Below are 17,884 nucleotides of genomic sequence, written 5' to 3' on the forward strand. Positions count from 1 at the left end.
AAAGTGGCGAACCAGAACAAGATCATCATCACCTGCGCGGTCACAGGCTCGATCCATACGCCATCGATGTCGCCGCATCTGCCGGTGACGGCGCAGGAGATCGCCACCGCGGCCATCGAGGCGGCCGAAGCGGGGGCCGCGATCGTCCATCTTCATGCGCGCAATCCCGTCGACGGACGCCCCGACCAGTCGACCGAGGCCTTCGCGCCGTTCCTGCAGGTCATCAAGCAGCGCTCCAACTGCGTCGTCAACATCACCACCGGCGGTGCCGCGACGATGAGCGTGGAGGAGCGTGTCAGGCCGGCGAAGGTGTTCGCGCCTGAGGTCGCCTCGCTCAACATGGGCTCGATGAATTTCGCGCTGTTCCCGATGCTGGAACGCTTCAAGACCTTCGAGCATGACTGGGAGCGGCCTTATCTGGAATCCTCACGCGACCGCATCTTCCGCAACACCTTCGGCGACATCGAGCACATATTGCGCACCTGCGCCGACAACGGCACGCGCTTCGAGATCGAGTGCTACGACATCGGCCATCTCTACACGCTGGCGCATTTCGTCGAGCGCGGCCTGGTCAAGGCGCCATTCTTCGTCCAGAGCGTGTTCGGCATCCTGGGCGGCATCGGCACCCATCCGGAAGACGTCGCCCATATGAAACGCACGGCCGACCGCCTGTTCGGCAACGACTATCACTGGTCGGTGCTGGGCGCCGGCCGCCACCAATTGCCGATCGCCACGCAGGCGATCGCGCTGGGCGGCAATGTGCGCGTCGGCCTGGAGGACTCGCTGTGGATCGGCAAGGGCAAGCTCGCCCGCTCCAGCGCCGAACAGGTGACCAAGGTCCGCCAGATCATCGAAGGCCTCGGCGCCTCGATCGCCACACCCGACGAGGCGCGGCAGATCCTCCAGCTCAAGGGCGGCGACAAGGTCGCATTCTGACTGGGCGGCGCTAGCCGAAGATGCGCTCGCCCTGCTCGTCGACCAGTTGGATGCCCTTCTTGATCGAGATGTCGACGGCGTCGTCCAGTCCGGCGAAACGGTCGGCGCGAATGAAGCGGTGTTCCTTCATCACGCCGTCCACTTCCTTCGAGACGACGCCGCAGGTCTGGTACTGGCCCTCGGCCTTATAGGGCGTCGCGCTGATCAGGAAGCCCTTGTGCTCGACCTGCTTGGCCGGCTTGGCGGAGCCGGTCTCCGTAGCCTCACTATTGCCGCCGCCAAAAAGCTTCTTCAGAAAAGACATTTTTCAAAACTCCCATTTCATACGGGCACCAGAAATTGCGGCGCCCCCTTGTTCACGCAGGCCCCTGTTCACACAGGCCCCTCTTCACACAGGCCCCTGTTCACACAGGCTTTGTCTCAGCATGCGCGAATGCGCCGCCGTGTTCCAGCCCCTTGACGAAGACGCCGACCAGAAGCTCGATCTGATGCCAGATCTCCTCGCCCTGCCGGCTGTCCGAATTCGCCACATAGCCGCTGGTCACGATGCCATGCACGCTTGACCACAAGGTCCGCGCCGCAAGCGCCCGGCGGCCGTCGTCGAGATCGAAATCGCCTGCCTTGAGCACGCCGGCGACGATGTCGAAGAGCGCGTCGAGAAGCGCGTCATAGGCGTCCGGGCCGGGCCGCGTCGCGCGGCGGCGGTTGAAGGCAAGCACCGCCGGCCAACTGCCGGGATGCGCCTCGACGAAACGCACATAGGCGGCGGCCATCGCCAGGATGCGGTGCTGGACATCGGTCACCCCTTGCCTTTCTAGATCGGCCATCGCCGCCAAGCCTGTCGCGCCGAGCCGGTCGAGCAGCCGCATGTTGACGGCGCGATGCACCTCGTCGAGATCGGCAAACAGATTGTAGACGGATCCGACCGAAATGCCGGCCTGCTCGGCGATGGTGCGCGCCTTCAGGTTTTCGGCGCCGCCCTCGTTGAGCAGCGCCTCGGCAATGGCGAGCACCTTCTCGCTCATCTCTTCCTTGTCCAGCGCCATGCAGTTTCCTGTCCTTGTCCCCGGAGCCGGTGCAGCCCGCCCGGCTTCATTCCATCGGCCTGCGTTTACCATGTCCAACACCTCATGAACAGCGTTCAAAATAATTCTTGAACAATGTTCATTTCATGTTATGTTTGCCTCGTGAACAACGTTCACATCAACAGGGAGAAGACCATGCTTAGCCTGATCAAGACATTGCTGGATGGCGCCAGCGCCCGGGCCGAGGACAATCTGAAGGACCGCTTCGCCATCGACCTTCTGGCCCAGCGCATCCGCGACGCGGAGGCGGGCCTCGCCGCCGCCAAGCAGACGCTCGCCTCGCTGATCGTGCGCCAGCGTGCCGAGCAGACCGGCCTCGACCAGCTCGACCGCCGCATCGCCGACCTGGAAACCCGCACGCTGAGCGCGCTTTCCGCCAACAACCAGACGCTTGCCGAAGGCGGCGCTTCCGCGATCGCCGAGCTCGAGAACGAGCGCGAGGTCCGCCGCGCCACCGTGAAGAGCCTCGGCGAGAAGACCTTGCGGATGCGTCTGTCCGTCGAACAGGCGCATCGCCGCATCATCGATCTCAACCAGGGCATGATTTCCGCCAGGGCGATCGATGCCGAACGCAAGGCGCAGTCGCGCCTCAACCGTTCGATCGGCCGCACCGCAAGCATCAACGAAGCGGAGGAACTGCTCGCCCGCATCAAGGCGAGCCCCGACCCGTTCGAGGAGGCCGGCATCCTCGACGAGATCGACGGCGAGCTGCGCCACGAGGCGATCCGCGAACGCCTCGCCGAAGCGGGTCATGGACCAGCCACCAAGGTACGCGCCCAGGATGTTCTTGAACGCCTGAAATCGCTCAACTGAACCTGAATTTTCCCAAACGGATCAAATCAAAGGAACACTGAGATGAACGGCAATCAGACCTATATCCTGTTCAACACCGTGTCGGTGGGCGCCGCCTATTTCATGCTGGCCCTGTCGCTGTGGCTGGCGCCGGTCGACCTCTCGACCAAGGGCTACTGGGCGATGGGCGTCCTCCTGCTCACCGGCAGCCTGGTGAACCTGGTCAAGTACCGCACCGACGAACGCATCTCCGCCGAGACCACCGCCAAGATCGAGAAGGCGCGCAATGAGAAGCTGATCAGCGAGTATGTCGGCAAGGATTGACCGCTTCCCGGCCGACAAGAAAAAGGCCTGGATCGCTCCGGGCCTTTTTTTCGCTGAACTGAAGAAACTGCAGTCGGACTTAGCGGCGCGACAGCGCCTCGATCGCCTCGGCGGCGTCTTCCAGGATACTGATCGCCTCGGCCTGCTTGTCTTCCGGCGCGTCGGCGATGTCGCCGAGAGCGGCGCGCAGCCGGTGGCGCAGCGCGCGGAACCGGTCGCGGGTTTCAGAGCGGCCACGGGGTCCCTCGTCCTTGTCGTCGCCCCAGCCGAACCATTCGCGCGCCGCGGCCATCTTGCGGCCGAAACGCTCGAGATGGTCGAGCACGCCGTCGATCATCTCGCGGTTTTCCTCCAGATGCGCCCTGCCGGCCTCGGTGATCGAAAATACCTTCTTGTTGCCTTCGCTCGAGGAAACCGCGTAGCCCGCCTCCTCCAGGAAGGTCAGCGTCGGATAGACCACGCCCGGGCTCGGGCTGTAGACGCCGCTGGTGCGCTCTTCCAGCGCCTTGATGATGTCGTAGCCGTGGCGCGGCGCGTCGGCCAGCAGCGACAGCGTGATCAGCTTGAGATCGCCGTCGGCCAGCATGCGTCCGGCACGGAACATGTCGCCCGGGCCGCCGCGTCCGCCGCCCCTGCCGCCATGGCCGAACGGACCGAAGCCGCCACCCCCTCTGCCACCAAATTTGCCGCCGAATTTGCCGGCCATGCGCATGAACATGCGTTCGCCGAAATGATTGTGCCCGAAATGGTCGTGTCTGTGCATGGATTGCTCCTTGAGTTATATCTTACGATACATCTTAAGTAAGGCGCGCCCCGTGCGGAGTCAAGATATATCTTACGATGTATCGCACGATGCGCCAAGGCCCCGGCATCGCTGAGATTTGGGAAGTGGAGTACCGCCTACCAACGGCCCTTGCGCCGGTTCCAGGCGTAGAGAAGGTCGGCGAAATGGTCATAGGCAAAGCGGGTCAGCGGCAGCACGACAGGGTTGCCGAACAGGGTCGCCAGCCACCCCTCGCCCGGCGTAAGCCGCCAGACCGCGACCGCCACGTCGGTGCCGACCAGCAACCGCCCGCTGGCGTCAGTCGCATGCAGCCGACGGCGGATATCCTCCAGCGAAGCGCCGAAGTCGGAAAGCGCTTCCGGTTCGAAATTGATGTCGCGGAATTCGACCCGGCCCGCCTTGACCGCCTCGATGAGCCGTCGCTTCTGGCGGCTGATGCCGGCATCGCACACCGGACAGCGCGTGTTGTACCAGACGGTCAGCCAAGGCTTGGGCATGCCGGGACTATCGGCGACCGGGCGCAGCGCCGCAATGTGACCGATCGGCCAGCCCTGTTCCTGCGCTTCATCCAAGCGAGCTGATGATCTCGCGATAGGCGAATTCCGGGAACGCCTTCATCGTCCGCGTTTTGACATTGCCGCCCGACGACAACAGCAGCGCGAAGCGGGCGAGCACCGCATCGTCCGGAGCTTCGACGATGGCGACCATGTCGCATTCGCCCATGGTCAGGTAGAACGACTTGAACGAGCCGCCCATTTCCCCCAGCAGCTTCTTGGCGGCATCGAGCCGCTTCGGCGACTCCCGCACATTCCTGGCGCCCAGCTCGGTCCAGTTGATAAGCACGATGTAGGTTGTCATGGCACACCTCCCTCCGGGGCCACGGTGCAGGCGTCTGGCCGTTGACGGCTGACGCCGGGCGGGCATCCGGCTTGTCGCCCTCAATGCATCCGACCCCGGAATTATCCTCCTCTCGGGCAAACCCGGCAAGGCGGCATGAGAGGGTAGCCGGAAACGCAAAAAGGGCGCCAGAGGCGCCCTTTGGATCTTGGTGTGTTTGCGTTTCCGCTCAGCTGTCGAGGAAGCTTCTCAGCTTGCGCGAGCGGCTCGGATGCTTGAGCTTGCGCAGCGCCTTGGCCTCGATCTGGCGGATACGCTCGCGCGTGACCGAGAACTGCTGGCCGACTTCTTCCAGCGTGTGATCGGTGTTCATGCCGATGCCGAAGCGCATTCTGAGAACGCGTTCCTCGCGCGGCGTCAGCGAGGCAAGCACGCGCGTCGTCGTCTCGCGCAGATTGGCCTGGATCGCCGCGTCGATCGGCAGGATCGCCATCTTGTCCTCGATGAAGTCGCCCAGATGCGAATCCTCCTCGTCGCCGACAGGCGTTTCGAGCGAGATCGGCTCCTTGGCGATCTTCAAGACCTTGCGCACTTTTTCCAGCGGCATGGCGAGCTTCTCGGCCAGTTCTTCCGGCGTCGGCTCGCGGCCGATCTCGTGCAGCATCTGGCGCGAGGTGCGCACGATCTTGTTGATCGTCTCGATCATGTGCACCGGAATGCGGATGGTGCGCGCCTGGTCGGCGATCGAGCGGGTGATGGCCTGCCGGATCCACCAGGTGGCGTAGGTCGAGAACTTGTAGCCGCGGCGGTACTCGAACTTGTCGACCGCCTTCATCAGGCCGATATTGCCTTCCTGGATGAGATCCAGGAACTGCAGGCCGCGGTTGGTGTATTTCTTGGCGATGGAGATGACGAGGCGAAGGTTCGCCTCGACCATTTCCTTCTTGGCGATCGCGGCCTCGCGCTCGCCCTTCTGCACCTGGTTGACGATCTTGCGGAATTCCAGGATCGAGATCGCCGTTTCGGTGGCGAGGTTCTGGATCTCGGCGCGCAGCTCCTTGATCGCGTCCTTCTCGTTCTTGGTGAATTCCTTCCAGCCGCGCGAGGTCAGGTTGGCGATCGAGCGGGTCCAGTTCGGATCGAGCTCGGAGCCCTGATACTCCTTGAGGAATTCCTCGCGGCGCACGCCATAGCTCTCGGCGAGCCTGAGCAGCTTGCCCTCGTTCTGCACCAGGCGCTTGTTGATGTCGTAGAGCTGCTCGACCAGCGCCTCGATGCGCGCGGCATTAAGCGACAGCGACTTCACCGCCTTGATCAGCTGGTCCTTCAGCTCCTTCAGCCGGCGGTCCTGGCTGGGCGAGAGCGTGCCGGCGGCGGCCAGGCGGTTCTCGACCTGCTGGTCCTGCAGCTTGCGCAGCTTCTTGTAGGTGTCGGCGATGACGTCGAGCGTCTCCATCACCTGCGGGCGCAGTTCCGCTTCCATCGCGGCCAGCGACAGGCTCGCCTCGTCCTCGTCGTCTTCCTCTTCCTCAAGCCCGCGCGTGTCGCCGCCGACATTGGTGATGTCGTCTTCTTCCTCGCGTGCCGCGGCGCGGCCGCGCGGCTTTTCCTCGGGCTTGGGCGCTTCCTCGATGCGTTCGACGACGGGCGCCTGCTTGGCCTCGGGGCCGGCATAGGTCGCCTCGAGGTCGATGATCTCGCGCAGCAGGATCTTCGATTCGTTGAGCTCGTCGCGCCAGATGATGATGGCCTGGAAGGTCAGCGGGCTTTCGCAAAGGCCCGCGATCATCGTCTCGCGGCCGGCCTCGATGCGCTTGGCAATGGCGATTTCGCCCTCGCGCGACAGCAATTCCACCGAGCCCATCTCGCGCAGATACATGCGCACCGGGTCGTCGGTGCGATCGGTCGGCTCTTTCTTGGTGGTCGTGGCGGCAACGGCGGTGCCGGTCTGCTCGGCGAGCTCGTTGGCGTCTTCCTCGGTGTCGGCGGGCGCTTCGGCCTCGGTCTCTTCACCCTGCTCGTCGTCCTCGACGACATTGATGCCCATGTCGTTGAGCATCGCATTGATGTCTTCGATTCGGTCCGGATCCGTCTCTTCCGAGGGCAGCACCGCATTGAGCTCGTCGAGCGTGACATAGCCGCGTTTCTTCGCGGCCTTGATCATCTTCTTGACAGCATCGTCGGAAAGGTCGAGCAGGGGGCCATCGGTGGCGCCTTCGCGTTCGGTCTCGACCTCTTCCTTTTCCTTTGTCGCCATTCTTTGTCGTCTCCAAGCGGCCGAATATCGAGGCCGCGTAAACTGCCGGACCGGTTATGCTGGACGCGCTCGCACCAGAACGCTTTTCACCGGCCCAGTAACCGCGTCATCTCTTTTGTTTTGTGCACGTCGCTGTCCCAAACCGGTTTCCACTTTTGGGCGACATGCATTAAGTCCAGATTAACCCTGATATCTGGAGCAGGCACTTTGCCTGTCCAGACGTCACCGATACCTCACATCGCTCAAATTTCCCGCGACGCCGGGGCACGGTTAACGTTTCGAATCGTCCTGATTCCGCCAATCTGCCAGAAGGTCAAGCGCCTCTGGCATGATTCGCATGAAAAAAGCGAATCAATTACCCGACTTAGCGGCGTCGATTCGACGCGCTGCACATTTCCACTTCATTTCCGGGAGCAGTCCGGCCTAAACGCGTCCAACCCTGCCCGACGAAACGCCGAACCCTTCGATCAGCGCTTCCGTTGCCTGCACATCGTTGAATTGCGCTTGAATCTCGACGAGATGCCGGAAGTTTTCGTCCGAAGGATCTGCATCGAGCGCCGCCTGCGCCTGTTTCAGCTCTCTATGTAATGTGCGGGCGCTACGCTGCAAGTGCAGCGCCTGGTTGAAGGCGTCGCGGGCATCGTCGAGCGCCGCTGTCTCGAGTGCGGGCCATTGCCGCGCGCGTTTGATCAACTCCACCGCCCGCTCCCAGATGCCGCCGCAGCCGGCGCGCTCGATGGTGGCGATGACCGCGCCGCGCTCGTCGGCCGCGTCATGCGCCATGGCGTCGAGGATGGCGACGTGGAGTTTGCGCAAATCCGAATTGGCCAGGTCGAGGAATTCGACATGCGCGAAATTCTCGTCGATCAGCGCCGGATGATTGACCAGGGCCACGATGATCGTCGCCTCGCGCACCGGCATGCCCTCGCCGCCGCGCTTGACCAGCGCCGACTGTCCGAGGCTTTCGCTGATCGCCATGCGGCCGCCTCCACCCTTGGCGAACTGCCCGCCGGGTGCCGCGGCCTTGCCCTGGCCGCGCTCTCCCGGCCGGCCTCCTTCGTGCCGGCCCTGCCTGGCGTCGCGCTGGGCGCCGAAGAAACTCCGCACCCGCTCGCGCATTACCTGTTGATATTCGTAGCGCACACTCTCGTCGCGGATACGGCTGGCGAGCTCACTCAGCCTCTTTCCCAGTTCGGCGCGACGCTCCGGCGTTTCGAAGACGCCGCCGGCGGTCTCCCGCATCCATAGTAGGTCGACGAGCGGCCGCGCCTCCGCCAGCACCGCCCGGAAGGCGTCCGGCCCCTCGGCCTTGACCAGATCGTCGGGGTCCTTGCCTTCCGGCAGCAAGGCAAAACGAGCCGAGCGTCCGGCCTGCACCGAAGGCAGGGCCAGGTCCGCGGCACGCCATGCCGCTTTCAATCCGGCCTTGTCGCCGTCGAAGCACAGCACCGGCTCCGGCGCCATGCGCCACAAAAGTTCGAGCTGATTTTCGGTGAGCGCCGTGCCGAGCGGCGCCACGGCGTTCTCGAAGCCGGCCTGCGCCAGAGCGATCACGTCCATATAGCCTTCGACCGCGATGACGGTGCCGCCCTTGGCCAGTGCCTTGCGGGCGCGAGCGAAATTGTAGAGCACGTTGCCCTTGTGGAAGAGCTCGGTGTCGGGCGAGTTCATGTATTTGGCGAGCGCATCGGGCGCCAGCGCGCGCCCACCGAAAGCGATGATCTTGCCGCGCGAATCCGGGATCGGGAACATGATGCGGTCGCGGAACCAGTCATAGGAGACCGGAATGTCGTCGCCATGCCGCACCAACCCGCAGGCCTCGATATCGGCCTTCGGCACGCCCTTTGCCGCCAGGTGCTCTTTCAAGGCATTGCGGCTGTCGGGCGCGAAGCCAAGCCGGAACGATTGCTGTGTCGCCGACGTCAGTCCGCGTTCCCTCAGATAGGCGCGGGCTTTTGCCCCTTCCGGGCTCTGCAGCCGCTCCTGGAAAAAGGTGGTCGCCATCTCCATGACGTCGGTGAGGCTGGCGCGTTCCTTCTCGCGCCGCTCTTCCCGTTCATCGCGCACCGGCATCGGCACGCCGGCCATCTCGGCGATCTTCTCCACCGCTTCGGGAAAGCTCATGCCGTCGAGCTCGGTGAGGAACTTGAAGTGATCGCCCGACACCGAGCAGCCGAAGCAGTGGTAGCGGCCCTTCTTGTCCTCGCAATGGAAGGACGGGCTTTTCTCGCCGTGGAATGGGCAGCAGGCCCAATAGTCGCCACGCGACGCGTTGGTCTTCCTCCTATCCCACGCGACGCGCGCGCCGATGACCGATGAAATCGGCACACGGTCGCGTATCTCGTCGAGGAAGGCGGGCGGAAAGCGCATCGGGGAACTCGTTTGCCCTCCATATAAGCAAGCCGCCTGGCAAGGGCGACCCCGTCCGCCCCATCGTACCCGCTTTTCACAGACGAAAAGAAGGCGGCCATGCGGCCGCCTTCTCCTGGATTTTCGGATTGTCGCCGACTACTGCGCGGCGATCGCGCCGAAGATGATGCCGGAAAGGATGCTGACCAGCACATAGTCGTTGCCGACGCGGATCCACTCCTGGCCGGGGCCGGGGCGGCGCAGGCCGTAGCGGTTCCAGTCGCGGACCGGCTGGTGGCGCTTCCAGCTGGAATAGCGCTGGCCGTTGCGCCAATGGTTGCGCTTCACCACCTTCTTCTTGACGATGACGCGCTTGTCGACATGCCGGTTGGGCTTCTGCCAGTCGACCTGCGTGTAGTTCGACTGCGGCGCGCTCGGCTGGGCGAGCGGCGCGGCCTGGCCGGAGAAGGCCGAGGCGGCCAGCATGGAGGCGGTGACGGCGGAAAGTATGAGACGCTTCATGGTCGGTACTCCTTGTTGTCGATAGGCAGAGGAATAGCCGCCAATGGATGAACTGAAACTGAACATGAAAATTACAATTTTGTAATGGTTTCCGATGCTTGCAGAGCCTGCTTCAACAAGGCTTCGGATCGCGTCGGCCGTGCGATCCCGGCATCGCTTCATTCCGAGCGAAGGCGCCGCCGCCAGGCGCATGCAACCAATGCTTCCGCCATTCATTTCCGACATGCGCCGTCGAGCCGAGACTATCATCGCATCAGAAAAATCTATTATTCGGCTAATCTTAATTGGTATATTTCCACGCATTGAAATGATTGAGATTCGTCCTTCTCTCCGCATTGCCAGAGCCACCTTGCGAGGTGGGCTGTGAGCGGCTCCGTCGTCCTCCTGCACCTTGCCGGCGCGGTGGCGCTGATGCTGTTCGCCACCCGCATGGTGAAGACAGGGGTCGAGCGCGCCTATGGCGACGTGCTGCGCCACAGGCTGCGCGCCACCATGCGCAATCCGATCATGGCGGTGCTGGCCGGCTGTGGGCTGGCGGTCGCGCTGCAGAGCTCGACCGCGGTGACGCTGCTGGTCGGCTCCTTCGCCGGCGCCGGCATCGTTTCGGGCGCCGCCGGGCAATTGGCCGTGCGCGGCGCCGAGATCGGCTCGGCGCTGGTGGCCAAACTGCTCACCTTCGACCTCACGCTTCTGGTGCCGCTCTGCCTGATCGCGGGCACCGTCATGTTCATGGCCACCGAGCGGCGCGACTGGCGGCAGCTGGGCCGTATCCTGATCGGGGTCGGCCTGCTGATCCTGTCGCTGGAGATGATCGGCCAGGCGTCGGAGCCGCTGCGCAACAGCCAGTTGATGCCGTTGATCATCAATTATTTCTCGGGCGACTCCATAACCACCTATCTCCTGGCCGCGCTGGTCACCTGGTTGTTCCAGTCGAGCATCGCCGCAGTCCTCTTGATGGCGACGCTGGCGGGCCGCGGGCTGATCACGCCGGAGCTCGGCGTGGTGCTGGTGCTTGGCGTCAACCTCGGCTCGTCGCTGATCGCGCCGATGCTGACGCGGTCGGCGCCGCCGGAGGTGCGCATCGTGCCGATCGGCAATCTCCTGATGCGCGGGCTCGGCTCACTGATCATGCTGGTCCTGATCATGACCTTCAAGCCGGACGTCGCCTTCCTCGGCAAGACCGCGCCGGATCAGATCGTCAACGCCCACATTTTGTTCAACGTGCTGATCCTGCTCGCCGGACTGCCGTTGGCCGGCCTCGTCTACCGCGCGTCCGAAAAGATCGTGGCGCTGGGCAGCAAGCCGCAACCGGCCGCCACACTCGAGGTCGTCGAGCTGTCGGCGCTGAACGAGAGCGCCCTCGATACGCCGAGCCAGGCGCTGGCCAACGCGACGCGCGAGGTGGTGCGGGTCTGCGAGACGGTCGAGATCATGCTGAAGCGCATCATCGAGCTCTACGAGGATGCCGACCCCGCCAAGATCAAGGCGCTTGCCGCGCTCGACGACCGCGTCGACCGGAAGCACGCCGCGATCAAGCTCTATCTCGCCAAGATCACCAGGAATCCGCTAACCGAGGACGAGGCCTTGCGGTGCCAGGAGTTGATCGGCGCCTGCGTCAAGCTGGAGCAGGTCGGCGACATCATCGTGCGCAACATGCTGGTGCATGTGAAGAAGAAGCTGGAGCGCGGTCTGGAGTTCACGCCCGAAGGCTGGCAGGAGCTTTGCGCCTTCCATTCCTCTGTGCTTGCCAATGCGCGGCTCGCGTTCAACGTGCTGGTCTCGCGCGATCCGGAAACCGCCAGGCAGCTGGTGCTGGAAAAAGATCTGCTGCGCGAGCGCGAGAAGGAAACAAGCGCCAGCCATTTTGTGCGGCTGCGCGACGGCACGGCCAAGAGCGTCGAGACCAGTTCGATCCATCTCGATACCATTCGCGACCTGAAGCAGATCAACTCGCTGCTGGCTTCGATGGCCTATCCCGTGCTTGAGGAACGCGGCCTGCTTGGCGGCTCGCGGCTGAAGGCCAGCTGAGGCTCGGCGGTTGCGGCCGAGAAAATTAGGCTTTGCTCATCCTCGCTTCCGTCGGCTAAGGATCACCTGAGGACCTGATGGGAGGACGATCGGTCGATGGATACGCATTCGCGCAGCTTCGCCAAGGCACTCTCATGGCGCGCCACCGGCACGATCGACACGATGATCATATCGCTGGTGGTCACCGGCAGCATCAAGCTCGCTGCCACCATCGGCCTCACCGAAGTCGTCACCAAGTCGCTGCTCTACTACCTGCATGAACGGGCCTGGCTGAAGATCCCGTATGGACGCAAAACGCCCGCATAGCGGAGCGATAGGCCGGCTCGGATCGGTCCAGTCAAGAAAAGCTAAAGCGCCATCGTCAATTTCTGCATTGCCGTGCCCGCCCGGGCGTGGTTTGAGGCATGCATCCTCCCAAATGTTTTGAACCATGCTGCCGCTGATTGCCCTTTTCCTTGCCGCCTTCGCCTTCGGCACCACCGAATTCGTCATCGCCGGCGTGCTGCCGGAGGTGGCTCAGGGCCTTGGCGTTTCGGTGCCGACCGCCGGCTATCTCGTCTCCGGCTATGCCTGCGGCATTGCCATCGGCGGCCCGCTGCTGGCGCTCACGACCAGCAAAGTCTCGCGTAAGACGCTGTTGATCGGGCTCACGATCGCCTTCACACTTGGCCAGGTGGCCTGCGCGCTGGCGCCTGATTTCACCTCGATGCTGCTGTTGCGCGTCGCCACCGCCGTGGCGCATGGCTGCTATTTCGGCGTCGCCATGGTGGTTGCGGTCAGCCTTGTGCGCGAGGACCAGCGCGGCCGGGCGGTCGCGGTCATTCTCTCGGGACTGACGGTTTCCAATGTCATCGGCGTGCCCGCCGGCACCGCGATCGGCAGCCTTTGGGGTTGGCGCGCGACCTTCTGGGTGATGAGCGCGCTGGGCATCATCGCGATCCTCGCCATGCTGGCGCTGTTGCCGCGAACGGCGGGCGCCGCCAACCGGCCCGCCGGGCTGGCGCGCGAAGTTCGGGTGCTCGGCCGCCAGCAGGTCTGGACGTCGCTGATCCTGATGCTGATGCTGATGATCGGCCAGTTTGCGCTGTTCACCTACATCACTCCGATGCTGCTCGAAGTGACTGGCCTCGACCAGAGCCTGATCCCCTGGGTGCTTTTGCTCAACGGCGTCGGCGCCACGATCGGCGTCCTGGTCGGCGGCAAGCTCGCCGACTGGAAGCTGATGCCGTCGCTGATCGTCATGCTCGCCCTGCAGGCGGTGGCGCTCGGCGTCATCCATCTTGTCAGCCCCTACCCGGTGCCGATGGTCGTCGCCATCGTCGTCTGGGGTGGTCTCAACTTCGCCATCGGCGCGCCGATCCAGACGCGCATCCTCGCCTGGACGGCCGATGCTTCGAACCTCGCTTCCGCGCTGATCCCGTCCGGCTTCAATGTCGGCATCGCGCTCGCAGCCTCGCTGGGCGCGGCGATGCTCAATGCCGGCTACGGCTATCGCAGCCTGCCGCTGGCCGGCGCCCTGGCCATGCTGGTGGCGGTGGTGGTGGCCGTCGCCTCGCAGGCCTGGGAATGGCGCAGCCGCGCGACGCCGCCACTGCCGGCAGCGGCGGAATAGCTGGCCTCAGACCTGCGGCCGCGACGAGCCCGGCACGCCCGAAAGGATGGAAGCCAGGCTTTGAAGACCTTCCTTCAACCGCTCCCGATTGGGGGTAGCGCCCAGCGCCAGGCGGAAGCCGTTGGCGAAGTCGTCTCCGACCGCGAACTCTTCTGCGGGGCTGATGGCCAGCCCTCGGCGGCGGGCGATGTCGGCGAATTCGGCCGAGCGCAACTGGCTCTGCAACGGATACCACAGATGCAGGCTGGACTCCGCCGCCACAAAGCCTTCGGGCAGGATGTTGCGCGCGATCTCTTGCCTGGCCTGCGCTTCGGCGCGCACGGCGGCGGTGATTTCCCCGGCAAGGCCGCTGCGCAGCCATTCGCAGGCAAGGCCCGTCATCAGCGGCGGCGCCATCATCGTCGTGCCGCGTATCGCTGCCGCGACCCGCTCCGCGGCTTGCTGATCGGGCGCCGCCAGGAAAGCCGTACGCAGGAAAGGCGAGATGCACTTCGCCAATGTCGCGACATGGAAGGTCCGCTCCGGCGCCAGCTTCAGAAAGGCCGGCGGAGGTGCAGCCAGCAACCTTCTGTAAGGATCGTCCTCGACGATGGTCAGCTCGAGCTTTGCGGCCATGCGGGCGAGTTCGCGCCGCCGGCCTTCGGGCATGACGGATGCGGTCGGATTCTGCAGCGTCGGATTGAGGTAGAGAACGTGGGCGCCATGCCGTCGCGCCGCCTGTTCGAGATCGTCGGGCCGCATGCCCTCGCCGTCGCTTGCGACGGCGGCAAGCCTGCGTCGCGTGGCCCCGGCCAGCGCGATCAGCCCGGGATAGGTCAGCGCATCGGCAAGGATCGTGTCGCCTTCGCGGGTCTCTGACAGGAGCACGGCCGTGAGCAGCGCCTGCGCGCCCGAGCCGACAACGACCCTGTCGACCGGCAGCCTGTCCCCCGTTTCGGCCAGCCATGACGAGCCGACGGCGCGCTCCACGGGCGAGCCCGGACCGGGATGGTAGGAAAGCAACGCTTCGGCGCTGGAGCGCTTCAGCAACCCCTCGATGCCCGTCCTGATCAAGGCCGGCAGGTTGAGGCCGGCCGGTGCCGGCGGAATGTTCATGCTGAGATCGAGGACGGGCTCTTCAGGTTCGCCCGGCGTGACGAAGGTGCCCCGGCCCGCCGTCGCGTCGATAAGGTTCCTGCGCCGCGCTTCGGAAAAAGCCCGCGTGACGGTCGTAAGATCGACCCCGAGCAGCCGGGCAAGCTCCCGCTGCGGCGGCAACCGGTCTCCAGGCTGCAAGCGGCCGTTCGAGCGGGCATCCGCCAGGGCGCCAACGATCTGCAGATAGACCGGTCGCGGCCCCGCCTCCAGGACCGGGAGCCAGCCGATGTCACTTTCGCCCGCCACTTTTCACCATCCATACATTTTGTCGCATTGTATGCATACAAGAATGATATATGTATGCATGAGAGACCTCAAGGCCGGTCTGGCCACCCGCGAGGTCCACTGGAGCGACGATCATGGAAGACCTTGCGCATTATCCACGTCTGATACCTTGGCAGGTAGGGATCCGGGGCCGCTGCCCGCGCTGCGGCGAGGGCCACCTGTTCGAAGGATTCCTGAAGCTGGCGCCGAAATGCGATGTTTGCGGGCTCGACTATTCCTTTGCCGATCCCGCCGACGGCCCTGCCTTCTTCGTCATCTGCTTTGCCTGCGTGCCTTCGGTGCTCTTCGCCGTGTGGGCGCAGGTGACCTTCGAGCCCTCCATGTGGTTCCACGCCTTCGTTTCGATCCCGATCGTTCTCGCGACCTGCATCCCGCCGCTCAGGCCGCTCAAGGGTTGGCTCGTGGCAAGCCAGTTTTACCACAAGGCGGAAGAAGGCAGGCTGGCCAGGCCCGGCGAGTGACCTTTAAAGGTCGATACGGAATTTGAGGCTCTCCGCGCCGCCATAGGCGGCGTCCTCGAAGAAGCGGCCGATGAGCCTGCCGCCATTGGTCGCGATCACCTTCTGCGATGCCGGATTGCCCGGCTTCGCAGTGATCTCGACATAGTCGAGTCCGACCGCCCTCGCCTCTTCCAGCATCAGCCGCAGCGCTTCGGTGGCATAGCCGCGGCCCCGCTTCCACGGCACCACCGCATAGCCGATATGGCCAAGCACATGCGAAGGCAGCGCCGACGTGCCCTTCTGCCAGCGAAAGCCGATCGAACCGGCGGCCTCGCCGTCCCAGATCCAGCGCCGGAAGCCCGGCAGCCGCGCGACCTTGGCGCCGTCGGGCAAGGTGATGGGCGGCCCTTTCGCTTCGGGGTCGTCGAGGCCGGCGAGGAATTCGACGGGATCTTTCTCGATCGCCTCGAGCTGCTCGCGCGTCGCTTCCAGCAGCCGCACATTGTCGGGCGACCACCCGCGCTCCAGCGCCGCCTTGTAGGACGGCAAATGTTCGAGCGCGGGTTTGACGATTTCGATCATGGCTCGTTTCCTGTCGAGACCGACATAGCCACCACGCGGATCGCTCTCAAGTCGCCTGGAACTGGATTTCGCCCTTGTTCAGGAAACAGGCCTTGTCGAACAGCGACAGGTCGAGGGGGTTGGGCAGCCGGATATCGCCGATATCCGGAAATGGTTTCCGAGCGCAATCATATGATCTGTCGACCTGCGAGATGAAGACCAGCATCAGCCCGCGCTCCCGGGCAAACGATCTCAAGGCGCTTATCTGGACCATGAGCTCGGGATTCTCCCGTCTCTGGTCGAGCAGTTGCAGATAGTCGACGACCGCCAGCGTGCCGCGCGGCGCCGAGCGCAACGCCTCGATGATATAGTCGGCGCTGATGGCGTCGGAATTGTCGAACTCGAACAGGTGGGCGAAATCGGCCGGTTCGACGCCGATGTCCCGGAACCGGTCCAGGATGTCGGCGTGCATGTATTCCAGGGTGAAGAACACGGCGCGACTGCCTTGCTTCATGGCCGCCACGGCGAGCTCGAGGCTCATCAGCGTCTTGCCCTGGCCCGGCCGCGCCGCCACGAGAACCATGTCGCCGGGTATCAGCCGCGCCAACAGGACGCCGGCGGGCGCGGCCTCGGCGGCTTTCGCCGCGAGCAGGCTCCAGCTGCCAAAGCCTTGGCTGGCGGCAACGCGGTCGAGCGCCTGATGCAGGGGCACATTTTCCCGCCGGGAAAGGAGCCTCGCCTGACGCTTCAAATGATAGACGGGTGCGGAAAGCCGCATCGAAAAACCTCCTGCTGCGAGCAGTCTCGACAACCCCTCCTTATGCCTGGCGCTCGAACAGTTGGTCGGGTAATGGACTGCCCTGCATGAACGATGCTTCCCGATGGAGGGAGGAGGCGTGGGCGCGCGCCGGAATCACATGATAATCGAAACTTCGCAAATCGAAAATCGCGGACCTTCGGAATAGACCCGGGAAGATACGCCGCAGCTGCTCCGCACGGCGCCTATCAGCTCATGAAACCGAGTTCTTGAAATGCTCGTGACGCTCCAGGATGCATTGGCGCGGGAACGTTCCTCCACGCAGTCCGCGGGTTGAGGGCGGCGAGGCTCGGATGAATCCTGGGCAACTTTTGGCGGTGTTCCAGCAGCGTTCTCGTGATTGCCTGCATGTCGTCGACCGACGCGCCAGAGGACACGACCAGCACTGTCTGAACGAACGATGTAGGAATGTCGCCATCGCACAGGCCAGGATAGGCGCTTTGGGGGATGATGCCGCTTCCGTGTCCCCACTCCCGCGCCAGATGCGAGATGACCTTATTGGGGAGAGGAGCTAGGCGCAGCCCCTTGGTGGCCGTTGCCTGTGCGATGCTTCGGGCCGGTAGCGTTGTCGCGCCAAAGACATAGTCGATCTCTCTTTGCGCCAGCGCATCGACCAGCGCATCATATCCTCGGAGGACGATCTTGCCCCCGCGTCGCACGATGTCCTTGTAGGATGTCTCGCAAAAGCCGAGGACACGGCGGAATACAAGTTCGTCCGTCGTGTCTTCGGGCGGAGCGCCAAAGCGCAAACCGTCCTTATGCAGGGCCTCGGACAAATCGGCCGGCCCATTGGGTCCCTTCAGCAGATTGTAGGGAAGAGGCGACCAACCCGTTCCAAGCACGTTCAGCCTATCCATCGGGCTGATGAACGGTTCGCCACCGTTCCTCGCCGCGCTGGTCACGACATCTATGCTCATCGCGACGTGAGCGTGGCCCGCTTGGACGCTCTCGAGATTGCTGCGGCCACCGCCCGCGATAAGCTGGATGTTGAGTCCGGGATTGGCTTCGTTGATCAGCGCCACGAGGCCTTCACTCATCTCGTACCAGCCGTCGCCCGGATTTCCACCCAGCCAGTTCAGTTTGCGTTTCGCCTGTGCCATCGGTCGCTCCCTTCATTC

19 protein-coding genes are annotated in these 17,884 nt (G+C 64.0%); 7 read left to right on the forward strand and 12 right to left on the reverse strand.

Annotated features, from left to right (window positions below):
* Positions 1-3 precede the first annotated feature (3 nt).
* Positions 4-936 (forward strand): 3-keto-5-aminohexanoate cleavage protein, encoded by a 933-nt coding sequence (locus FJ471_RS15280; protein ID WP_095817398.1) that lies wholly within the window; start codon positions 4-6, stop codon positions 934-936.
* A gap of 10 nt (positions 937-946) precedes the next feature.
* Here the strand turns inward: FJ471_RS15280 and FJ471_RS15285 are convergent, their stop codons facing one another.
* Together FJ471_RS15285 and FJ471_RS15290 are read right to left on the reverse strand one after the other, a co-directional pair.
* A complete protein-coding gene (locus FJ471_RS15285; protein WP_140804348.1) occupies positions 947-1,240 on the reverse strand; it encodes an HlyU family transcriptional regulator in 294 nt (97 codons plus the stop codon).
* 100 nt (positions 1,241-1,340) lie between these two features.
* Positions 1,341-1,982, reverse strand: coding sequence for a TetR/AcrR family transcriptional regulator (locus FJ471_RS15290; protein ID WP_140804350.1), 642 nt, complete (start codon positions 1,980-1,982; stop codon positions 1,341-1,343).
* A gap of 174 nt (positions 1,983-2,156) precedes the next feature.
* Here FJ471_RS15290 and FJ471_RS15295 point away from each other — a divergent pair, with 174 nt between their 5' ends.
* Complete coding sequence (locus FJ471_RS15295; RefSeq protein ID WP_140804352.1) at positions 2,157-2,834, forward strand: PspA/IM30 family protein; 678 nt, start codon at positions 2,157-2,159, stop codon at positions 2,832-2,834.
* 42 nt (positions 2,835-2,876) lie between these two features.
* On the forward strand, positions 2,877-3,137 hold the full coding sequence (locus tag FJ471_RS15300) for a YiaA/YiaB family inner membrane protein (RefSeq protein WP_140804354.1): 261 nt from the start codon (positions 2,877-2,879) through the stop codon (positions 3,135-3,137).
* Between the two features lie 79 nt (positions 3,138-3,216).
* Here FJ471_RS15300 and FJ471_RS15305 read toward each other — a convergent pair whose 3' ends face one another.
* The 6 genes from FJ471_RS15305 to FJ471_RS15330 all read right to left on the reverse strand — a co-directional run bounded on the left by FJ471_RS15305 (position 3,217) and on the right by FJ471_RS15330 (position 9,886).
* Complete coding sequence (locus FJ471_RS15305) at positions 3,217-3,900, reverse strand: PadR family transcriptional regulator (protein WP_140804356.1); 684 nt, start codon at positions 3,898-3,900, stop codon at positions 3,217-3,219.
* 137 nt (positions 3,901-4,037) lie between these two features.
* Positions 4,038-4,418 carry a DCC1-like thiol-disulfide oxidoreductase family protein gene (locus tag FJ471_RS15310; protein ID WP_140804383.1) on the reverse strand — a complete coding sequence of 127 codons (381 nt, stop codon included), beginning with the start codon at positions 4,416-4,418 and terminating at the stop codon, positions 4,038-4,040.
* 67 nt (positions 4,419-4,485) lie between these two features.
* On the reverse strand, positions 4,486-4,779 hold the full coding sequence (locus FJ471_RS15315; protein WP_042646984.1) for a GYD domain-containing protein: 294 nt from the start codon (positions 4,777-4,779) through the stop codon (positions 4,486-4,488).
* 208 nt (positions 4,780-4,987) lie between these two features.
* Positions 4,988-7,015 carry an RNA polymerase sigma factor RpoD gene (gene rpoD / locus FJ471_RS15320; protein WP_140804358.1) on the reverse strand — a complete coding sequence of 676 codons (2,028 nt, stop codon included), beginning with the start codon at positions 7,013-7,015 and terminating at the stop codon, positions 4,988-4,990.
* Between the two features lie 423 nt (positions 7,016-7,438).
* On the reverse strand, positions 7,439-9,385 hold the full coding sequence (gene dnaG, locus FJ471_RS15325; RefSeq protein ID WP_140804360.1) for a DNA primase: 1,947 nt from the start codon (positions 9,383-9,385) through the stop codon (positions 7,439-7,441).
* A 138-nt stretch (positions 9,386-9,523) separates the two neighbouring features.
* On the reverse strand, positions 9,524-9,886 hold the full coding sequence (locus FJ471_RS15330) for an RcnB family protein (RefSeq protein WP_140804362.1): 363 nt from the start codon (positions 9,884-9,886) through the stop codon (positions 9,524-9,526).
* A 363-nt stretch (positions 9,887-10,249) separates the two neighbouring features.
* Here FJ471_RS15330 and FJ471_RS15335 point away from each other — a divergent pair, with 363 nt between their 5' ends.
* The 3 genes from FJ471_RS15335 (at position 10,250) to FJ471_RS15345 (ending at position 13,526) form a co-directional block, all read left to right on the forward strand.
* Entirely contained in the window at positions 10,250-11,914 is a 1,665-nt protein-coding gene (locus tag FJ471_RS15335; RefSeq protein WP_140804364.1) for a Na/Pi cotransporter family protein, read from the forward strand.
* A 96-nt stretch (positions 11,915-12,010) separates the two neighbouring features.
* Positions 12,011-12,220, forward strand: a complete 210-nt coding sequence (locus tag FJ471_RS15340) for a DUF2061 domain-containing protein (RefSeq protein WP_040989497.1) — start codon at positions 12,011-12,013, stop codon at positions 12,218-12,220.
* A 124-nt stretch (positions 12,221-12,344) separates the two neighbouring features.
* Entirely contained in the window at positions 12,345-13,526 is a 1,182-nt protein-coding gene (locus FJ471_RS15345) for an MFS transporter (protein ID WP_140804366.1), read from the forward strand.
* Positions 13,527-13,532: 6 nt separating this feature from the next.
* Here FJ471_RS15345 and FJ471_RS15350 read toward each other — a convergent pair whose 3' ends face one another.
* Entirely contained in the window at positions 13,533-14,909 is a 1,377-nt protein-coding gene (locus FJ471_RS15350; RefSeq protein WP_140804368.1) for a PLP-dependent aminotransferase family protein, read from the reverse strand.
* A 113-nt stretch (positions 14,910-15,022) separates the two neighbouring features.
* Between FJ471_RS15350 and FJ471_RS15355 the strand changes: the two genes are divergently transcribed.
* Positions 15,023-15,409, forward strand: coding sequence for a DUF983 domain-containing protein (locus FJ471_RS15355; RefSeq protein WP_140804369.1), 387 nt, complete (start codon positions 15,023-15,025; stop codon positions 15,407-15,409).
* Positions 15,410-15,412: 3 nt separating this feature from the next.
* On the opposite strand, the gene FJ471_RS15360 is transcribed toward FJ471_RS15355, so the two are convergent.
* The 3 genes from FJ471_RS15360 to FJ471_RS15370 form a co-directional block, all read right to left on the reverse strand.
* Entirely contained in the window at positions 15,413-15,970 is a 558-nt protein-coding gene (locus tag FJ471_RS15360) for a GNAT family N-acetyltransferase (protein WP_140804371.1), read from the reverse strand.
* A gap of 46 nt (positions 15,971-16,016) precedes the next feature.
* Complete coding sequence (locus FJ471_RS15365; RefSeq protein WP_140804373.1) at positions 16,017-16,727, reverse strand: DNA helicase; 711 nt, start codon at positions 16,725-16,727, stop codon at positions 16,017-16,019.
* A gap of 227 nt (positions 16,728-16,954) precedes the next feature.
* Positions 16,955-17,866, reverse strand: coding sequence for a TAXI family TRAP transporter solute-binding subunit (locus tag FJ471_RS15370; protein ID WP_140804375.1), 912 nt, complete (start codon positions 17,864-17,866; stop codon positions 16,955-16,957).
* Positions 17,867-17,884: the final 18 nt, after the last annotated feature.

The sequence above is a fragment of the Mesorhizobium sp. B2-7-1 genome, from assembly GCF_006440735.1.
In the GTDB taxonomy this organism is placed as follows: domain Bacteria; phylum Pseudomonadota; class Alphaproteobacteria; order Rhizobiales; family Rhizobiaceae; genus Mesorhizobium.

What these genes read in the sequence shown, in the direction of transcription:
- FJ471_RS15285 (WP_140804348.1), bottom strand. Translation starts at nt 1,240, where the DNA reads ATGTCTTTTCTGAAGAAGCTTTTTGGCGGCGGCAATAGTGAGGCTACG.
- FJ471_RS15290 (WP_140804350.1), bottom strand. Translation starts at nt 1,982, where the DNA reads ATGGCGCTGGACAAGGAAGAGATGAGCGAGAAGGTGCTCGCCATTGCC.
- FJ471_RS15295 (WP_140804352.1), top strand. Translation starts at nt 2,157, where the DNA reads ATGCTTAGCCTGATCAAGACATTGCTGGATGGCGCCAGCGCCCGGGCC.
- FJ471_RS15300 (WP_140804354.1), top strand. Translation starts at nt 2,877, where the DNA reads ATGAACGGCAATCAGACCTATATCCTGTTCAACACCGTGTCGGTGGGC.
- FJ471_RS15305 (WP_140804356.1), bottom strand. Translation starts at nt 3,900, where the DNA reads ATGCACAGACACGACCATTTCGGGCACAATCATTTCGGCGAACGCATG.
- FJ471_RS15310 (WP_140804383.1), bottom strand. Translation starts at nt 4,418, where the DNA reads ATGCCCAAGCCTTGGCTGACCGTCTGGTACAACACGCGCTGTCCGGTG.
- FJ471_RS15315 (WP_042646984.1), bottom strand. Translation starts at nt 4,779, where the DNA reads ATGACAACCTACATCGTGCTTATCAACTGGACCGAGCTGGGCGCCAGG.
- rpoD (WP_140804358.1), bottom strand. Translation starts at nt 7,015, where the DNA reads ATGGCGACAAAGGAAAAGGAAGAGGTCGAGACCGAACGCGAAGGCGCC.
- dnaG (WP_140804360.1), bottom strand. Translation starts at nt 9,385, where the DNA reads ATGCGCTTTCCGCCCGCCTTCCTCGACGAGATACGCGACCGTGTGCCG.
- FJ471_RS15330 (WP_140804362.1), bottom strand. Translation starts at nt 9,886, where the DNA reads ATGAAGCGTCTCATACTTTCCGCCGTCACCGCCTCCATGCTGGCCGCC.
- FJ471_RS15340 (WP_040989497.1), top strand. Translation starts at nt 12,011, where the DNA reads ATGGATACGCATTCGCGCAGCTTCGCCAAGGCACTCTCATGGCGCGCC.
- FJ471_RS15345 (WP_140804366.1), top strand. Translation starts at nt 12,345, where the DNA reads ATGCTGCCGCTGATTGCCCTTTTCCTTGCCGCCTTCGCCTTCGGCACC.
- FJ471_RS15355 (WP_140804369.1), top strand. Translation starts at nt 15,023, where the DNA reads ATGGAAGACCTTGCGCATTATCCACGTCTGATACCTTGGCAGGTAGGG.
- FJ471_RS15360 (WP_140804371.1), bottom strand. Translation starts at nt 15,970, where the DNA reads ATGATCGAAATCGTCAAACCCGCGCTCGAACATTTGCCGTCCTACAAG.
- FJ471_RS15365 (WP_140804373.1), bottom strand. Translation starts at nt 16,727, where the DNA reads ATGCGGCTTTCCGCACCCGTCTATCATTTGAAGCGTCAGGCGAGGCTC.
- FJ471_RS15370 (WP_140804375.1), bottom strand. Translation starts at nt 17,866, where the DNA reads ATGGCACAGGCGAAACGCAAACTGAACTGGCTGGGTGGAAATCCGGGC.